Source organism: Brachybacterium sp. ACRRE (assembly GCF_022346485.1).
Lineage (GTDB): Bacteria > Actinomycetota > Actinomycetes > Actinomycetales > Dermabacteraceae > Brachybacterium > Brachybacterium halotolerans.
In genome coordinates this window covers 27,975-44,763 of the sequence record NZ_JAKRMO010000034.1, presented here as the reverse complement: position 1 = coordinate 44,763, position 16,789 = coordinate 27,975, and the positions used below count along the sequence as shown (strand labels likewise).

At 72.6% G+C, this 16,789-nt stretch carries 15 protein-coding genes; 10 read left to right on the top strand and 5 right to left on the bottom strand.

Annotated features, from left to right (window positions below):
- The 3 genes from MHY49_RS11235 to MHY49_RS11225 all read left to right on the top strand — a co-directional run.
- The coding region (locus tag MHY49_RS11235) for an ABC transporter ATP-binding protein (RefSeq protein ID WP_255719865.1) at nucleotides 1-723 on the top strand (723 nt) is incomplete at its 5' end.
- Complete coding sequence (locus MHY49_RS11230; RefSeq protein ID WP_239204112.1) at nucleotides 720-2,078, top strand: permease; 1,359 nt, start codon at nucleotides 720-722, stop codon at nucleotides 2,076-2,078. The genes MHY49_RS11235 and MHY49_RS11230, both read left to right, overlap by 4 nt.
- Before the next feature lie 129 nt (nucleotides 2,079-2,207).
- Nucleotides 2,208-2,534, top strand: coding sequence for a rhodanese-like domain-containing protein (locus MHY49_RS11225; RefSeq protein ID WP_200502862.1), 327 nt, complete (start codon nucleotides 2,208-2,210; stop codon nucleotides 2,532-2,534).
- 226 nt (nucleotides 2,535-2,760) lie between these two features.
- On the opposite strand, the gene MHY49_RS11220 is transcribed toward MHY49_RS11225, so the two are convergent.
- Both MHY49_RS11220 and MHY49_RS11215 read right to left on the bottom strand, forming a co-directional pair.
- Nucleotides 2,761-3,990 (bottom strand): D-arabinono-1,4-lactone oxidase, encoded by a 1,230-nt coding sequence (locus MHY49_RS11220; protein WP_239204110.1) that lies wholly within the window; start codon nucleotides 3,988-3,990, stop codon nucleotides 2,761-2,763.
- A 75-nt stretch (nucleotides 3,991-4,065) separates the two neighbouring features.
- On the bottom strand, nucleotides 4,066-4,833 hold the full coding sequence (locus tag MHY49_RS11215; protein WP_239204118.1) for a CPBP family intramembrane glutamic endopeptidase: 768 nt from the start codon (nucleotides 4,831-4,833) through the stop codon (nucleotides 4,066-4,068).
- Between the two features lie 184 nt (nucleotides 4,834-5,017).
- On the opposite strand from MHY49_RS11215, the gene MHY49_RS11210 reads away from it, so the two are divergent.
- Nucleotides 5,018-5,749, top strand: a complete 732-nt coding sequence (locus tag MHY49_RS11210) for a peptidyl-tRNA hydrolase (protein WP_239204108.1) — start codon at nucleotides 5,018-5,020, stop codon at nucleotides 5,747-5,749.
- A 4-nt stretch (nucleotides 5,750-5,753) separates the two neighbouring features.
- Nucleotides 5,754-6,479 carry an SDR family oxidoreductase gene (locus tag MHY49_RS11205; protein ID WP_239204106.1) on the top strand — a complete coding sequence of 242 codons (726 nt, stop codon included), beginning with the start codon at nucleotides 5,754-5,756 and terminating at the stop codon, nucleotides 6,477-6,479.
- A 33-nt stretch (nucleotides 6,480-6,512) separates the two neighbouring features.
- On the opposite strand, the gene ppdK is transcribed toward MHY49_RS11205, so the two are convergent.
- Complete coding sequence (gene ppdK / locus MHY49_RS11200; RefSeq protein WP_239204104.1) at nucleotides 6,513-9,224, bottom strand: pyruvate, phosphate dikinase; 2,712 nt, start codon at nucleotides 9,222-9,224, stop codon at nucleotides 6,513-6,515.
- Between the two features lie 159 nt (nucleotides 9,225-9,383).
- Here ppdK and MHY49_RS11195 point away from each other — a divergent pair, with 159 nt between their 5' ends.
- Genes MHY49_RS11195 through MHY49_RS11185 form a run of 3 tightly spaced genes read left to right on the top strand, consistent with a single transcriptional unit; the run spans nucleotide 9,384 to nucleotide 12,629 of the window.
- A complete protein-coding gene (locus tag MHY49_RS11195) occupies nucleotides 9,384-10,487 on the top strand; it encodes a glycosyltransferase (protein WP_239204102.1) in 1,104 nt (367 codons plus the stop codon).
- Nucleotides 10,477-10,917, top strand: a complete 441-nt coding sequence (locus tag MHY49_RS11190; protein WP_239204100.1) for a GtrA family protein — start codon at nucleotides 10,477-10,479, stop codon at nucleotides 10,915-10,917. Before MHY49_RS11195 ends, MHY49_RS11190 begins: the two co-directional genes overlap by 11 nt.
- 47 nt (nucleotides 10,918-10,964) lie before the next feature.
- Complete coding sequence (locus tag MHY49_RS11185; protein ID WP_239204098.1) at nucleotides 10,965-12,629, top strand: DUF6020 family protein; 1,665 nt, start codon at nucleotides 10,965-10,967, stop codon at nucleotides 12,627-12,629.
- On the opposite strand, the gene purB is transcribed toward MHY49_RS11185, so the two are convergent.
- On the bottom strand, nucleotides 12,571-13,977 hold the full coding sequence (purB, locus tag MHY49_RS11180) for an adenylosuccinate lyase (RefSeq protein WP_239204096.1): 1,407 nt from the start codon (nucleotides 13,975-13,977) through the stop codon (nucleotides 12,571-12,573). The genes MHY49_RS11185 and purB overlap by 59 nt on opposite strands.
- 146 nt (nucleotides 13,978-14,123) lie before the next feature.
- Here purB and MHY49_RS11175 point away from each other — a divergent pair, with 146 nt between their 5' ends.
- Nucleotides 14,124-14,528 (top strand): phage holin family protein, encoded by a 405-nt coding sequence (locus MHY49_RS11175; RefSeq protein ID WP_239204094.1) that lies wholly within the window; start codon nucleotides 14,124-14,126, stop codon nucleotides 14,526-14,528.
- Nucleotides 14,529-14,720: 192 nt separating this feature from the next.
- Nucleotides 14,721-15,836 carry a histidinol-phosphate transaminase gene (locus MHY49_RS11170; protein ID WP_239204092.1) on the top strand — a complete coding sequence of 372 codons (1,116 nt, stop codon included), beginning with the start codon at nucleotides 14,721-14,723 and terminating at the stop codon, nucleotides 15,834-15,836.
- A gap of 27 nt (nucleotides 15,837-15,863) precedes the next feature.
- On the opposite strand, the gene MHY49_RS11165 is transcribed toward MHY49_RS11170, so the two are convergent.
- On the bottom strand, nucleotides 15,864-16,763 hold the full coding sequence (locus MHY49_RS11165) for a fused MFS/spermidine synthase (RefSeq protein WP_239204090.1): 900 nt from the start codon (nucleotides 16,761-16,763) through the stop codon (nucleotides 15,864-15,866).
- Nucleotides 16,764-16,789: the final 26 nt, after the last annotated feature.

The following is a 16,789-nucleotide window of genomic DNA, read 5'->3' as shown; positions in this document are numbered from 1 at the left end:
GCCGACCAGGGCCCCGTCGGCCCCGCCCCGGTGCTCCAGGCCCGAGCCCTGCGCCACTCCTACGGGGAGAAGGCCGGTGCGACCCTCGCGCTGGACGGCGTGGACCTCGACATCCGCGCCGCCGAGTCGGTCGCGGTGATGGGCCCCTCCGGCTGCGGGAAGACCACCCTGCTGCACGTGCTCGCCGGAATCCTGCCGCCCACCTCCGGGAGCGTCGTCCACGCGGGCGCCTCGCTGGACTCCCTCTCCGACGCCGCGCGCACGCGGCTGCGGCGCACGAGCTTCGGCTTCGTCTTCCAGGACGGCCAGCTCCTTCCCGAGCTGACCGCCCTGGAGAACGTGGTGCTCCCGCGCATGCTCGGCGGCGCCTCCCGTCGCTCCGCGAGCGCCGAGGCGTCGGCCTGGCTCGACCGTCTGGGCCTCGCGGGCATGCACGAGCGCCGACCCGGCCAGCTCTCGGGCGGCCAGGCCCAGCGCGTCGCGATCGCCCGCGCGCTCGCCGGCCGGCCCTCGGTGGTCTTCGCCGACGAGCCCACCGGCGCGCTCGACCAGACCACCGGCCACAGCGTCCTCCAGGTGCTCGCCGAGGCCTGCCAGGACGCGGGCGCGGCCCTCGTCATGGTCACCCACGACCCGTCGGTCGCCGCGACCTGCGAGCGGACGATCGCCATGCGCGACGGCCGCATCGCCCAGCAGTTCCACCGCGAGGGAGGCGCGCGATGAACCTCCTCAGCACTGCTCCTCTGGTTCTCCGGCGCCGCGGCGGGATCGCCACGGCCCTGCCGATCATCGGCTTCACGGCCTCGACCGGCATCCTCGCGACCGTCCTCGGCGGTCTCGGCGCCTTCGCCTCCCGCGCGGCCGCCGCGCCCGTCGGCGACGGGCCGCCCTCGGCCGAGGCCTCCAACCTGTCCTTCCTCATGTCCTGCGCGATCGTCGCGACCGTGCTGCTCGTGCCCAGCGCCATGGGCCTGGGAAGCGCCGCCGCGAAGCTCAGCCTGTCCCGCCGCGAGCGGGACCTCGCCGCGGTGCGCCTGGTGGGCGGCACCACCGCCCAGGTCGGCGCGCTCGCCGTGGCCGACGTCCTCGCGCAGGCGCTCATCGGCTCGCTGGTCGGGCTGCTCGCGCACCTCGCCGTCACCCCGGCGCTCACGGCTCTCGACTTCGGGATGGCCCCGTTCACCGTCGGCGAGCTGCTGATGCCGCTCTGGGCCTATCCGGTGCTGGTGATCGCGGCGACGCTGCTCGCGGGCGTCTCCGCCGGCATCGGCCTGGCGGGCGTCGCGATCTCACCGCTCGGGGTGGCCCGGGACTCGCGGATCGTGCGGATGTCCGTGGTGCGGCTGATCGTGTGGGCGGCGCTGATCGTGCTGTTCATCGCCGCGTTCCAGATCCTTCCCCAGATCGTGGGCGGGATCCCGAACGGGATCGGCGTGCTGATCGCCGTGCTCGCGATCCTCATGGCGCTCGTGCTCGGCAGCGTGAACATCGTCGGCCCGTTCGTGGTCTGGGTGGTCGCACGGATCATCGCCGCCGTCGCTCCCGGACCCGCCCTGCTGGTAGGGGCCCGACGGCTCGCGGCCGATCCCCGCGCCGGATGGCGCGCCGTCTCCGGCATCACCTTCGGGCTCGTCATCGCCGGGTTCCTGACGCTGACCAGCATGTTCGGGAACATGGACGAGACCGCCTCCGAGCGGGCGCTGAGCACCGCGCTGCACACCGGCGGGCTGCTCACGCTGGGCATCGCCGCCGTGCTGGCCGCCGTCTCCACCGGGGTCACGCAGACCGCCCGTGTGCTCGACCAGGCGCGCGTCTACCGCTCCCAGCACGTCGCGGGCGCGACGGTCAGCGCCCTCCAGCGCGCCCGCATCGCCGAGATCGCGATCCCGCTCGCACTCGCCGCGATCGTGGCGGGCCTGAGCGCCGCGGGCCTCCTCGCCCCCGTGATGAGCGGCGGCTTCTCCCTGGGCGCGGTCGTGCAGTACATCGCCTCGGCGATCGGCGCGCTCGGCCTGGTCGCACTCAGCGTCGCCGTGAGCGCGCCGCTCGTGGGGCGGGTCGCGCGGTCCGACGCGTGAGGAGGACGGGGCGCCCGGTCCGAGGCGTGAACGGGAAGGGTCGGACCGGTCCGACAGGTGAGCGGCACGGATCGGCCGGGTCGACGCGCGGGCAGCACGCGCCGCCCGTCGGCTCGTAGGCTGGGGGCCATGGACATCGAATCCGTGGCCCCCACCGAGATCCCCGAGGGCGCGCACCTCATCGACGTGCGCGAGGACGACGAATGGACCGCCGGCCACGCCCCGCGCGCGCAGCACGTGCCGGCGAGCTCCTTCATGGAGCACCTGGGCGAGCTCCCCGAGGACGACGACCCGCTCTTCATCGTGTGCCGCTCCGGCGGGCGCAGCTTCCAGGTCACCCAGTGGCTGAACCAGAACGGCTTCGAGGCGATCAACGTCGCCGGGGGCATGGACATCTGGTTCGAGTCCTCACTGCCGATGGTCAGCGAGACGGACGCCGAGCCCTACGTGCTCTGAGGCGCGGCCGATCCCGACCCGCCGCTCGCGCTCGTGCTGGCGCACAACCCCCGCGAGAGGTGAGTTGATGCGGCATCACCCCCGCGAGAGGTGAGTTGATGTCGCCATTCGCGCGTTTTGGGGACCACAACTCACCTCTCGGCGAGGTGCCGCCGAGCGCGTCACCGTCTCCGGGGCAGGCCAGCCCCGCCCAGTCCCAGCCCCGCTCAGCCCCGCCCAGCGCGGCTCAGCCCAGCAGCGCGCGCAGGTGGTCGTTGAGGAAGAGGCCGTGCGGGTCGAGCTCCGCGCGCACCTCGTCGAAGACGCCCAGCTGCGGGTAGAGCTCCTCCGCCCGGGCGCGGTCGAGCAGGTGCAGCTTGCCCCAGTGGGGGCGCGCGCCGAGCTCCTCGCCGATCGCGTCGGCCGCGGTGAGCAGCGGCCAGTAATCCGAGCTGGTCTTCGCGGTCAGCGCGATCGTCACCCGCGGCCCGCCCTGCGCGATCGAGAGGGGAGTGTCGTCCCCGGCGACCCAGCGCAGCTCGATGGGGTACTGGTGCTCCGGGAAGTCCTCCACGTTCAGCGAGGTCAGACGTGAGAACGCCTCGTCGGCCCGATCCGCGGGGAACGCGAGCTCCATCTCGTGGAAGGGCTTCGTGGAGCGGCCCGTGAACACCTGGTAGGCGGGTGCGGCATCCTCCTCGCCCTCCTGGGCGACGTGGAGGCGCCGCACGAGAGCCTTCCCCGCGGCGCTCGCGCCCTCCTCGACGTCCAGCTGCAGCAGCGCGGGCGAGGCATCGGCGGGGAACCAGTGGACCTGCACGTGGCGGGCGCTCTCCCCGAGCGCGGCCAGATCCGCCGACGAGGGGTCGAGATCCACGAGCTCGCGGCGATCTCGCAGGTGGAAGGCGGGAACCGTCTGCAGCTCGACCTCGAGGATCACGCCGAGCGCACCCAGAGAGACCCGTGCCGCGCGCAGGCGGTCCACGTCGTCCTCGCCGATCTCCACGATCCCGCCGCGCCCGTCGACGAGGCGCAGGCCCGTGATCGCCTCGCTCATGATCTGCGAGTCGGTGCCGGAGCCGTGGGTGCCGGTGGCCAGCGCGCCCGCGATCGACTGGGCGTCGTGGTCTCCCTGCACGGGCAGCGAGAGGCCCTGCGCCCAGAGCTCCTCGAACAGCTGGGACAGGGGAGTGCCCGCATGCGCGCGCACGCGCCCGCTCCCGGCGTCAACGCCGGTCAGGCCGCTCATCGCGCCGAGCTTCACGAGCACGCCGCCGGTGGGGATCAGCGGGGAGAACGAGTGTCCGGCGCCCATCGTGCGCACGGGCAGGCGGCGTCCGATCGCCCAGCGCACGGCCTCGACGACCTCGGCCTCGGTCTCCGGTTGGACCACCGCCTGCGGGGTGAAGCGGTGGTTGCCGCCCCAGTTGTTGGAGCGCTGCTCGATCGTGGCGTGCGGAGGCAGGGAGAAGACCATGCGCCCAGGCTATCGGCAGGAGGTGGGGAGGGGCATGGTGCTGGGTGCGCCCCGGCCCGAGCCCGCGTCCACGCCCTACAGACCCAGCACGCCCTTCAGCAGCGCGTATCCCACGAACGCCACCACATCGAGCAGCGTGTGGGCGGCGACCAGCGGGCCCACGCGGCGGGTGCGTCGGAAGCACTCGGTGAAGACCAGGCCCATCGCGAGGTTCGCGATGCCGGGGCCGATGCCCTGGTAGAGGTGGTAGCTGCCGCGCAGCACCGCCGTGATCACGAGGATCCCCGCCGTGCCCACGCCCAGGCGCTCGAGCCTCTGCACGAGATACCCGGAGACGATCACCTCTTCGAGCACGGCGTTCTTCGCGGCCTGCAGGATCAGCACGGGGACCGTCCACCAGTGCGCGTCCAGCGCCGCCGGGATCACCTCGAGGGTCGCGCCGATCGCCCGGCCCGCGTAGTAGACGGCGAGCCCCGGGATGCCGATGCAGGCCGCGATCACGACGCCGCGCACGCTGTCGCCGAGCGGCCTCGCGGGTGCGAGGCCGAGGCCCGCGAGGGCGGCCCGCAGACTGCCCGCGCTCACGCTCAGCAGGAGGATCACCAGTGCCACGGGTGCGAGGGTGAAGGCGATCCCGAGCAGCTGCTGCAGCAGGTCGAACCAGGGATTCGTGTCCTGCGAGCTGTTCAGCGTCGCCTGCTGGCTGCTCAGCGGCCCCGCTGCGAGCGACCGCGCGAGGGAGACGATCGAGTACACGCCCGAGCGCCCCAGGGACAGCGCCAGCACGATCACGATCTCCGCCACCAGGAACGCCGACGGCAGGTCGACACCCGGGCGGCTCATCGGTGCCGCGCCGCTCCGGGGCGTCCGCGGGTCAGGGCTGATCTCGTCCACGGACACATGGTGCCACCGAGGGGTGCGCGGGTTCCGCGCCGATGCGGACGCCGCCGTCCATGCCGACGCCGCCGTCCATGCGGATGCAGGCGCCGCGGGAATGCCGAGCCGCCCGGACCCGTTGCTCCCTGTCGTGAGCGAGAACGTGCAGCGACCCGACCGACCCGACCATGAGAACCCCTGGGAGATGCAGCTCGTGGTGCACCGCGTGAAGGCGGACCCCGCGCACCATGAGGACGTCGTCGAGGCCGCGGCTCAGGCCGTCGTGCAGCTCCTGGACGACGAGCGCTCCCGCACGGGCGAGTGGGCCGGGCAGGTCGAGCACTGGCGCGCGGGCTGGATCCGCAAGGTCGTGCGACGGGCCGACGGCGCCCGCTGGGACGCGGTGCAGTCCCTGCCCGGCGTCACCGTCACCCACGGCACCGCGCAGGTGCGCGCCTTCGTCCCGGGGCCGCTGCAGCCGCTGCCCAAGGACCTCGCGAAGCTGCAGGTGGGCGGCACCGAATTCCCCCGCGGCGACCGCGAGGATGCCTCCGCCTCCGCCGCACCCGCCGTCGCCGCTCCCACAGCCCCCACAGCCCCCGCGGCCTTCGTCGACATCGAGATCACCCCGCTCGAGGAGATCTCCACCGGCAAGACCGCCGCGCAGGCGGGCCATGCCGCGCAGCTCCTGTACGAGCAGATGGGGGAGCGGGAGCGCGCGACCTGGCGCGCCGACGGCTTCCGCGTCCAGCTGCTCCCGTCCGACGAGGCCGCCTGGGAGGATCCGGGCGATGCGGTCCGCGTGATCGACGCGGGACTCACCGAGGTCGACGGGCCGACGGAGACCGCCCGGGCGCACCGTCACCGCGCCCTGGGAGAATGACCGCATGAGCATCTCCGAGACCTCTCCCGCATCCGCCCGTCGGCCCGCCGTCCTCATCACCGGCGCCTCCCGCGGCATCGGCCGCGCCGTCGCCGACGAGCTCGCCGGCGACCACCGGCTGATCCTCGGCGGCCGCGACGCCGCGGCGCTCGCCGAGCTCGCCGCGTCCTATCCCGAGGCCGAGCCCTTCGCCGTGGACGTCACCGACTACCCGGCCGTGGGCGGAGCGGTCGCGGCGCTCGACCTGCCGGACGGTCTCGCCGGCGTCGTGCACAGCGCCGGCGTGCTGGTGGGAGGCACCACCGAGGAGATGGCGGTCTCCGAGTGGAACCGCTCGATGGAGGTCAACGTGACTGCGGTCGTCGAGCTCACGCGACTGCTGCTGCCCGCGCTGCGGAAGGCGCGCGGCACCGTCGTCGCCCTGAACTCCGGCAGCGGCTTCACCTCCATCGGCGGACGCGGCGCCTACTGCGCCTCGAAGTTCGCCCTGCGGGCCTTCACCGATGCCCTGCGCCTCGAGGAGCGCAAGCACGGGGTGCGGGTCAGCTCCGTGCATGCGGGCCGCGTCGACACCGACATGCAGCACGAGCTGCGGGGCATGGAGGACGGCCCCTACGAGATCGAGAAGTACCTCGAGCCGACGTCGGTCGCCTCCGCGGTCGCCCTCGCGATCCGCGCGACCGACGAGGCGAGCATGGACGTCATCTCTGTGCGCCCGCGGATGGGGTGAGGCCGCGCCCGTGCCCCACCTCCGCGGTCGCCCTCACGGCTGCGGTGTGAACCCCTCCTCGAGCAGCGTCGCGCGCCCGCACTCGAGGCGCGCGACGGGCACGCGGAACGGGGAGCACGAGACGTAGTCCAGGCCCAGCGAATGGAAGAAGTGGATGGAGGCGGGGTCCCCGCCGTGCTCCCCGCACACGCCGAGGGTGAGGTTCGGATTGGTGGCCCGTCCGCGCTCGGCGGCGATCCGCAGCAGCTCGCCCACCCCGTACTGGTCGAGGGACTCGAAGGGGCTGTCGGAGAGGATGCCGCGCTCCTTGTAGGTGAAGAAGAACCCGGCCTCGACGTCGTCGCGGGAGAAGCCCCAGGTGGTCTGCGTGAGGTCGTTCGTGCCGAAGCTGAAGAACTCGGCGGCCTCGGCGATCTCCCCGGCGCGCAGGGCGGCGCGCGGCAGCTCGATCATGGTGCCGATGCGGGTGGTGAGCTCCGCGCCGTCCCCGGCCCCGGCCCCGGCCGCGACCTCCTCGGTGACGTCGTCGATCTCGTGGCGGATCGACCGCAGCTCGCGCACGGACCCGACCAGCGGGATCATGATCTCGACGTGCGGGTCCCCGCCGTCGGCCCTGACCTCGAGCTCGGCCTCGAGGATCGCGCGCACCTGCATGCCGAACAGCCCGGGGATCGTCAGGCCCAGTCGCACGCCGCGCAGCCCCAGCATCGGGTTCTGCTCGTGCAGCCTCTCCACGGCGGCGAGGACCTTGCGCTCGTGCGGCTCGATCCTCCGTCCTGCCTCCTCGGCGCGGGCGATGCGCACCGAGAGGTCGGTGAGGTCCGGCAGGAACTCGTGCAGCGGCGGGTCCAGCAGACGGATCGTCACCGGCAGGTCGCCCATCGCCCGCAGCAGGCCCGCGAAGTCCTCCCGCTGGGCGGGCAGCAGCTCGGCGAGGGCCTCCTCGCGCTCGGCGGGGTCGCCCGCCAGGATCAGCTTCTCGACCTGCGCGCGGCGCTCGCCGAGGAACATGTGCTCTGTCCGCGCGAGGCCGATGCCCTGCGCACCCATCTGCCGGGCCCGCTGGGCGTCGGCCGCGGTGTCCGCGTTCGCGCGCACCTGCATGCGCCGCACCTCGTCGGCCACGCCCATGAGCCGGTCGACGGAGCGGACCAGGGCCGACGCACGGGGATCGTCGGCGGCCAGATCCCCCTCGAGGTACTGGGCGACCTCGCTGGGCTCGACGGGGATGCGCCCGGCGAAGACCTCGCCGGTCGCCCCGTCGATCGAGAGCACGTCCCCCTCCCGGGCGACGACCTCCCCGCCCATGCGGATCTCCCGCGCCTTCGGGTCGACGTCGAGGGACTCGGCCCCGCACACGCAGGTCTTCCCGAGCCCGCGGGCGACCACGGCCGCGTGGGAGGTCTTGCCGCCGCGGGAGGTCAGCACGCCCTCGGCGGCGAGCATGCCGCCGAGGTCGTCGGGGTTGGTCTCGCGCCGCACCAGCAGGCACTCGTGCCCCTCCTGGGCGCGGGCGATCACGGTCTCCGAGTCGAAGACGACCTCGCCGACGGCGGCGCCGGGGGAGGCGCCCATCCCGCGGGCGAGCACCTCGCGCTCGCCGCTCGCGAACCTCGGGAACATGAGCCGGGTGAGCTGCGCGCCGCTCACGCGGGTGAGGGCCTCGCGCTCGTCGATCGCGCCCTCGTCCACGAGGGTCGTGGCGATGAGGAAGGCCGCGGCGGCGGTGCGCTTGCCCACGCGGGTCTGCAGCATCCACAGCTTCCCCGACTCGATCGTGAACTCGATGTCGCACAGGTCCCGGTAGTGCTCCTCGAGCACGTCCATGGTGCGCAGCAGCTCCTGGTACGCATCGGGCAGCACCTCGCCGAGCTCCTCGAGGGACCGGGTGTTGCGGATGCCCGCGACGACGTCCTCGCCCTGCGCGCCCACCAGGAAGTCGCCGTAGATCCCGTGCTCGCCGGTCGAGGGGTCGCGGGTGAAGGCGACGCCGGTCGCGGAGCGGTCGTCGAGGTTCCCGAAGACCATCGCGACCACGTTCACGGCGGTGCCCAGCTCGTGGTCGATGTGCTCGGCGTTGCGGTAGATGACGGCGCGCGGGGCGTTCCACGACTCGAAGACCGCGCTGATCGAGCCGCGCAGCTGCTCCCGCGGGTCCTGCGGGAAGGGGCTCCCGGTCTCGCGCTCGATGATCTGCTGGTACCGACCGACGATCTCCTCCAGGGCGCCTGCGTCCAGTCCCGCGTCGTCGGCGGCTCCGCGCTCCTCGCGGACGGCCTCGAGCGCCTCCTCGAACATGCTCGCCTCGATGCCGAGCACGGTCGCCCCGTACATCTGCAGCAGACGCCGGTAGGAGTCCTGGGCGAAGCGCTCGGAGCCCGACTGCGCGGCGAGCCCCTGCACGGTCTCGTCGTTCAGGCCCACGTTCAGCACCGTCTCCATCATCCCGGGCATGGAGATCGCGGCGCCCGAGCGCACCGAGACCAGCAGCGGGTCCTCGCGATCGCCGAAGCGTCGGCTGATCTGCTGCTCGACGTCCTCGAGCGCGGCGGTCACCTGATCGGCGAGCTCGGGCGGGTTCTGGCCGTGGTGCATGACGTATCGGCAGGCGTCGGTCGTGATCGTGAAGCCGGGCGGGACGGGCAGGCCCAGCCGGGTCATCTCGGCGAGGTTCGCCCCCTTGCCGCCCAGCAGATCCTTCTGGTCCTTGGAGCCCTCGCGGAACGGGTGGACGAACGTGCTCATCCCCATCACCTCTCGACCTCTCCCCGCGGCGGGGAGTGAGGCGACGGCCCGGGACGGCCGGACCGTCCGGTGCGTCCTTGCACCTGTGTTCACTGTAGATTCACCAGCGGTTCAGGGGAAGAGGCGGGGCCGCCCTCCCGTTGCTACTCTCGCGCAGTGATGACCACTTCGCCCCCGCCGCAGCAGCTCGACATCGCGGCCATCGTCCCCTGCTACAACGAGGAGGCGACCGTCGCGAAGGTCGTGTCGGACCTGCGCAGGACGTTCGACGGCATCACGGTGTACGTCTACGACAACAACTCGAAGGACGCGACCCGGGAGCGGGCTCGTGAGGCCGGGGCGATCGTGCGCACCGAGACCCTCCAGGGCAAGGGCAACGTGGTGCGCCGCGCCTTCGCCGACGTCGACGCGGACGTGTACCTGCTCATCGACGGCGACGACACCTACGACGTCGCCTCCGCGCCCGCCATGGTCGAGGCGCTGCTCGAGGGCCCCTACGACCACGTGCTGGGCTGCCGCGTCGACGACCCGGACAACTCGGCGTACCGCAAGGGCCACGCCTGGGGGAACCGCTTCTTCAACAGCGTGGTCTCGAGGCTCTTCGGCGAGCCCGTCACCGACATGCTCTCCGGGTTCCGCGTCTTCTCCCGACGCTTCGTGAAGTCCTTCCCCGCGCTCTCGCAGCGCTTCGAGATCGAGACGGAGCTGACGGTCCACTCGCTGGCCACGCGCGTGCCCCAGATCGAGAAGCCGGTCGGCTTCGGCGAGCGGCCCGACGGCAGCGAGTCCAAGCTCAGCACCTTCTCCGACGGCCGACGCATCATCCTCACGATCGGCAAGCTCTTCGCCTTCGAGAAGCCGTTCGTGTTCTGGGGAGCCGCGAGCATCGTCGCCTTCGTGGCCGGCCTGATCAGCGGCATCCCCGTCATCTCGGAGTACGCGCGCACGGGCCTCGTGGAGCGCTTCCCGACCGCGTTCCTCGCCGCGATCTTCATGGTGATCGCCTGCCTGATGGTGACCGCCGGCGTGATCCTCACCGGCACCACGAGGAACCGGCACGAGGCGGCGCGGCTCGCCTACCTGGGACTCGCCCCGGTGACCACTCCGGGGCTCGCGCCGCGGCGCGAGGTGTCGCCGGAGGAGCTGCGCGCGCCGCACAACGAGCGCACGCCCGAGCCGGTCGTGCCCGAGAGCGCGCCGGTGGTGCGAGGCGAGGCCGACCGCCTTCAGTGTCGTGAGGGGCAGGGCCTCGGTGGCCGCTGAGCGCGCGACGTCCCTGCGCGCCCTCATCGGGCGCTTCCTGGTCTCCGGCGGCGCCATGGCGCTGCTCGACCTGTGCCTGTACTCGGGCGGAACGCTTCTCATGCACTGGCCGCCGATCGCCGCGCATGTCGTGTCCACGCTGATCACGATCTGCGTGAGCTTCGCGGTGAACCGCGCCTTCGTCTTCCGGGCGCACGGCACCGGCGTCCGGGCGTTCGTGCCGTTCCTGGCCGTCACCCTGGTGACCGCGCTCGTGATCCAGACGCTGATCATCACCGGAGTGGTGCACGCCTGCGGCGTGCTCGTCCCGCAGGCCCCCGAGGGCGTCGTGGCGATCGCCGCGAAGATCATCGCCGTCGGCGTCGCCGCGGTGTGCAACTTCGTCTGCTACCGCGTGATCTTCTCCCGCAGCGGGAGCGCCCGGGCCTGACGGCGGGTCGTGCTCGGGCCCGACCTCGAGTGTGATGGGATGCCTCGGTGGCACTCGAGGTCCTGCGCGGCGGCGCACGCAAAGCGGTGTTCGCGCTCGCGCCCGCTCTCCTCCTCGCTCTGGTCGACGTCCTCGCCGTCCCCGCAGCACAGATGCCGTGGAGCGGCGGGAGGATCGTGCGGCACCTCGTGGTCGCGGCGGTGATCGCCGCGGGGATGTGGATCCTGCTCAGCGCCGTGGACGCGCGCACCGCGAGGGATCGGCGCGCGGCGGGCGACCCCGCCTCGTGGCGATCGTGCCTGGGCATGGCGGGGATCAGCGCGGTGCTCTGGCTGCTCATGTGGGCGGCGGTGGGTCCGCTGGACGCGATGAACGACACCTATTGGAGCATCCGCAATCCCCTCGGCGTCGCGCCGCAGCAGCCGCTCGTCTACTCGATGGTCATCAGCGGCGTCGTGCACGGTCTGCGACTGGTCACCGGCAGCATGCTCCCGGGGATCATCGCCCTCGTGCTGCTCCAGGTGATCCTGTACGGCCTCGGCCTGGCCTGGACGCTGCGCGTGCTCTCGAGGATGGGGATCCCGCGTGCGGTCCTCGTCGTCCTCGCGGTGGTGCTCGGGCTCCTGCCGATCACGGCGAACTTCACGTTCGCCCTGGTCAAGGATGCCGCGTTCACGGGCTTCACGCTGCTGCTGGTGCCCGTGCTGCTGAGCATCCAGCAGACGGACGGGCGGTGCCTCCGCCGTCGGGGCTTCGTCTGCGTGATGGTGCTGTCGATGCTCGGCTTCGCCCTGACCCGGAACAACGCGCTCGTGATCCTCGCGCTGATCGGTGTGCTCCTCGTCGTGCTGGCGCGGAGGGCACGGCGCGCGGCGTTCCTGTGGGTCGCGGGCATCGTGGTGGTCGCGCTGCTCCCGCAGCAGATCCTGACCCTCGCCGCGGGCCCGCAGAAGAGCGTCGAGAGCCTGGGCGTGCCCCTGCAGATGGTCGGCAGCACCCTCGTCCACGAGCCGCAGTGCATCGCGCCGGAGGACGCCCGCACCCTGGATCGGATCATGCCGCTGCAGACCTGGCGCGACGTGTTCCGCCCGCAGAGCGTGGACCCCGTGAAGTACGACCCCGCGTTCTCCGAGAACGCCCTCCAGGGCTCCGGGGGCGAGTTCCTGTCGGTCGCCGCCCGCACGCTGGTCCGCTGCCCGGGGCCGATGCTCGCGGGATACCGCGATCAGACCTCGCAGCTGTGGCGATGGGACGCCGCCGGCGTCGGCGACACCTCGCAGTCGTTCTTCCTCGAGCCGATCTCGAACGCACCCGGGGATCGCGACGAGATCCTGGCGGATCTCGCGAGCCATGGCGTCGTGAAGCGACCTCTGCTGGGGGAGGCCGTCGGGACGCGGATGGAGTCCGTGTACCGCACTGGCCTGGATCTCACCCCGGGAGCAGGGACCTGGGTGTGGGCGCTCGCACTGGTCGTGGCGGCCGCCTGGTACGGACGACGAGGGGAGGTCCTCGTCGTCGCCTTCCCGGCCCTGCTGCTGTGGGCGACGCTGATGGCGGCCGCGCCCATCGCCCAGCCGTTCCGCTACGTGGCGTACCTGCCGTGGATCCTGGCGATCGCGGCGGTCGCCCTGATCTGGGGGCGGGCGAGGGCGGTCAGTCGTCCAGATGCCCCACGAGCCGCGGCGCGCGGCCGACGTACGTCGCCGGGGTGAGGGCGAGCAGACGATCCCGCTCGGCATCGGGCAGGCCCAGATCACCGATGAAGGCCCGCATGTCCTCGCCGGTCACGCGATGGCCGCGGGTGAGCTCCTTGAGCCGCTCGTAGGGGTTGTCCAGGCCCTCGTGGCCCTGGACGCCCAGGGTGCGCATGACGGACTGGACGGCCTCGCCGAGCACCTCCCAGTTGCCCTCGAGGTCGGCGGCCATCGCCTCGGCGTCCACGTCCAGGCCGGCGAGGCCCTTGGAGATGTTCTGGATCGCCAGCAGCGAGTGGCCGATCGCGGGGGCCACGTTGCGCTGCGTCGTGGAGTCGGTGAGGTCCCGCTGCATGCGCGAGGTGACCAGGGTCTGGCTGAGCACGTCGAGCAGCGCGCCGGAGATCTCGAGGTTCGCCTCGGCGTTCTCGAAGCGGATCGGGTTCACCTTGTGCGGCATCGTCGAGGAGCCCGTGCCGCCCTGCGCGGACAGGCGCTGGCGGAAGTAGCCCAGCGAGATGTACGTCCACACGTCGGTCGCGACGTTGTGGAGGATGCGGCCCGCGCGGGCCATGTCCGCGTACAGCTCGGCCTGCCAGTCGTGGGACTCGATCTGGGTGGTCAGCGGGTTCCAGGTGAGGTCGAGGTGCTCGACGAAGCTGCGGGAGATCTGCTCCCAGTCGGTGTCCGGCACGGAGATCGTGTGCGCCGCGTACGTGCCGGTCGCGCCGTTGATCTTCCCGAGGGTCTGGTTGGCGGGGATCCGCCGCGCCTGCCGCTGCAGGCGGTGCGCGAACACGGCGAGCTCCTTGCCCAGCGTGGTGGGCGTCGCCGGCTGGCCGTGGGTGCGCGAGAGCATCGGGACGTCGGCCGTCTCGCGGGCGAGCTCGGCGATCTGGGCGACCACGCCCTCGAAGGCGGGCAGCCACACCTCGTGGACGGCGCCCTTGATCATGAGCGCGTAGGCGAGGTTGTTGACGTCCTCGCTCGTGCAGTAGATGTGCACGATCTCTGCGAGCGGCTCGAGGGACGTGCCCTGCAGGCGGCGCTTGATGTAGTACTCGACGGCCTTGACGTCGTGCACGGTCTCGCGCTCGATCTCCTTGTGCTCGGCGATGCCTTCGGCGCCGAAGTCCTCGGGGATCGCGCGCAGCAGCGCGCGCTCGTCCTCCGTGAGGGTGCGCAGGCCCGGGATCGCCTCGTTGTCCAGGAGGTGGATGACCCACTCCGTCTCCACGATCAGCCGGGAACGGTTGAGGGCGGCCTCGGAGAGGTGGTCGACCAGCGGCGCGACCTGGTCGCGGTAGCGGCCGTCCAGCGGCGTGAGGGCGATCGGGGGCGTCAGGTCGGCGAAGCTCTGCGGCATGGGGCCATTGTTCCAGAGCGGCGCACGAGCACGCACCGCCGGCCGGATGGCGAGGCGGCCGACGGGCCGACGGGCCGAGGGGCCGAGGGGGCGACGCGCGGGATATCCCCCTGGTCGCTCACGGGCGGCTCTGGGAGACTTCCCCCATGTTCAGGTTCATCGGGCACCTCATCATCGTGGGCGTCGCACTCTGGCTCACCTCCCTCCTTCTGCCGGGCATGCACCTGGGGGAGGGCGGCGGCACGATCCTCGGCCAGGTCCTCACCGTCGCCGGCATCGCGCTGATCTTCGCGATCGTCGACGCGATCGTGAAGCCGATCCTCTCGTTCTTCGCCCTGCCGCTGACCTGCCTCACGCTGGGCCTGTTCATGCTCGTCATCAACGCGCTCATGCTCCTGCTCACGGCGTGGGTCGCGGGTCTGTTCGGCCTGCCGCTGGAGTTCGACAGCTTCTGGTGGGCCCTGCTCGCCGGCGTGATCGTGGGCATCCTCTCCTCGATCTTCGAGGCGATCCTCGGCGTGGACGGCGACCGCGACCGCGAGCGCGCCTGAGGGCAGGTCGGCTCGGGCGACGATCGGCCGGACGACGAGCCGCTGCGGACGACTATCTGGGCAGGTCTCCGTACGTTTCACCGTGATGAAAGGTACGGACACCCGCCCAGACTCCTGTGTGCGGTGCTCGCGCGGGTCTCGCGCGCGCCGGTGGTCCGGCGCGCACAGCCCCCGTCGGCCTAGCCTGGGGGCATGCCCGAGACTCCCGCCGAGAACATCCGCCTGCGCTCCGCCCTCGATGCGCTGCCCGCCTACGTGCCCGGGAAGCCCGCGGCCGACGACGGCGTGCGCCGCTTCAAGGTCTCCTCGAACGAGTCGCCGTTCGAGCCGCTGCCGCAGGTGATCGAGGCCGTCAACCGGGCCACCCTGCACGCCAACCTCTACCCGGACATGGGGGCCCTCGACCTGCGCGAGGCGATCGCCGCCCACCACAGCACGCCGCGCTCCGCCGTCGGCCCGGAGAACATCGCCCTGTCCACCGGGTCCGTCGCCGTCTCCGGCGACCTGGTGCGGGCGCTCGTGGATCCGGGCGACGAGGTCGTCTTCGCCTGGCGGTCCTTCGAGGCCTACCCGATCCTGGTGCGCAGCCACGGCGGCCTCGACGTCCAGGTCCCGCTCACCCCCGCCTTCGAGCACGACCTGCCGGCGATGGCGGCGGCGATCACCGAGCGCACCCGCCTGGTCGTCCTGTGCACCCCGAACAACCCCACCGGACCCGCTCTGACCACCGCGCAGATCGAGGACTTCCTCGCGCGCGTGCCCGATCACGTGGTCGTCGCCCTCGACGAGGCCTACCGGGAGTTCGTCGACCCCGTGCGCCTCGCCGACACCGCGCGCCTCTTCGCGGAGCACGGCAACGTGGTGCTGCTGCGCACCTTCTCCAAGATGCAGGGCATCGCCGGGCTGCGCGTGGGGTACGCGGTCGCGCACCCGCGCCTCGCCGCGGCGCTCGGCCAGGTCACGGTGCCCTTCGGGGCGAGCTCGATCGCGCAGGCCGCGGCGCTGGCGACCTTCGAGCCCGACGCCGCGGCCGAGCTCGAGCACCGGGCCGCATGGATCCGCGAGCAGCGCGGACGCCTCGAGCAGGTCCTCGCCGCCCAGGGCTGGGAGCTGCCCGCCTCGCAGGGGAACTTCGTGTACTTCCCGCTCGGGGAGCGCAGCGCCGAGTTCGCCGCCTTCGCCGACGCCCGCGGCCTGGTGGTCCGCGCCTACGGGGCCGACGGCGTGCGCGTCACCGTGGGGGAGCGGGAGGCGAACGACCTGCTCCTCGCGATCGCCCAGGAGTGGCGCGAGGCGCAGGAAGGCTGACCGCGGTCTGTCGTCCGCGATCGGGGCTCAGCGAGGACGGGGTGCGGGCCGCGACCCGTGCGCGTCCTCTTCGATCGCGCTGATCAGGCGGCTCGTCTCGGCAGGATCCAGCACGGCGGCCGGATGCGGGCCGCCCGCGAGCCAGCGCTCGCGCAGGCCCTCGGGCTCCGCACCTCGCGATCGCTCCAGCCCGGGCCCGGCGGCGAGCACCAGGTTGCCCTCGTCGAGCGAGCGCACCAGGTGCTCGTCGGCCAGGGTCCACACCCCCGCGAGGCCAGCGGCCTCGGTCGCGGCGTCGAGCGCCCGGGCCTGCGCCGCGAAGAAGCGCAGGCCGGCGTCGTCGCCCACGTTCACGGCCATCACCCCGCGTTCGGACAGGCGTCCCAGGACGTCGGCGAAGAATCCTTCGCGGGTGAGGTGCGCGGGCGTGCTCTGACCGCTGAACACGTCGACGACGATCACGTCGAACCGGCCTCTGCCGCCCGACCGGGCCGATCCGTCGGCCCCCATGTCCGCGAGCTCCTGGGCCGCATCGCCGATCCGCACCTCGAGGTCCGTGCCGCGCGGCAAGGGCAGCGCGGAGGTCACGAGGCCCGGGAGCTCCCGCTCGATCTCGACCACCGCCTGCGGGGAGCCGGAGCGCGTGGCCTGCACGTACCGGGCCAGGGTGAGTGCGCCCGCGCCCAGGTGCAGCACGTGCATCGGCGCCCCGGGCTCCGCGGCGGTGTCGACGACGTGGGCGATGCGCCGCAGGTACTCGTGGCGGATCACGGTCGGGTCCTCGAGGTCCACGTGCGACTGCTCGATGCCTCCGACGTCGAGTGCGAAGCCGTGCTCGCTGTAGCCGTCGGGCCGGATCCGGGCGAGGAGGTCCGAGGGCGCCAGGCGCGCGCTCCTGGCGGCTGGTCGCGGCGCGCGGTGGGTCACGCTTTCAGCCTAGACTCAGGGGACGA

Bases quoted from the DNA above. Each gene is read 5' to 3' on its own strand.
- MHY49_RS11230 (WP_239204112.1), top strand. From the start codon at position 720: ATGAACCTCCTCAGCACTGCTCCTCTGGTTCTCCGGCGCCGCGGCGGG.
- MHY49_RS11225 (WP_200502862.1), top strand. From the start codon at position 2,208: ATGGACATCGAATCCGTGGCCCCCACCGAGATCCCCGAGGGCGCGCAC.
- MHY49_RS11220 (WP_239204110.1), bottom strand. From the start codon at position 3,990: ATGGTCTTCTCCCTGCCTCCGCACGCCACGATCGAGCAGCGCTCCAAC.
- MHY49_RS11215 (WP_239204118.1), bottom strand. From the start codon at position 4,833: ATGAGCCGCCCGGGTGTCGACCTGCCGTCGGCGTTCCTGGTGGCGGAG.
- MHY49_RS11205 (WP_239204106.1), top strand. From the start codon at position 5,754: ATGAGCATCTCCGAGACCTCTCCCGCATCCGCCCGTCGGCCCGCCGTC.
- ppdK (WP_239204104.1), bottom strand. From the start codon at position 9,224: ATGAGCACGTTCGTCCACCCGTTCCGCGAGGGCTCCAAGGACCAGAAG.
- MHY49_RS11195 (WP_239204102.1), top strand. From the start codon at position 9,384: ATGACCACTTCGCCCCCGCCGCAGCAGCTCGACATCGCGGCCATCGTC.
- purB (WP_239204096.1), bottom strand. From the start codon at position 13,977: ATGCCGCAGAGCTTCGCCGACCTGACGCCCCCGATCGCCCTCACGCCG.
- MHY49_RS11175 (WP_239204094.1), top strand. From the start codon at position 14,124: ATGTTCAGGTTCATCGGGCACCTCATCATCGTGGGCGTCGCACTCTGG.
- MHY49_RS11170 (WP_239204092.1), top strand. From the start codon at position 14,721: ATGCCCGAGACTCCCGCCGAGAACATCCGCCTGCGCTCCGCCCTCGAT.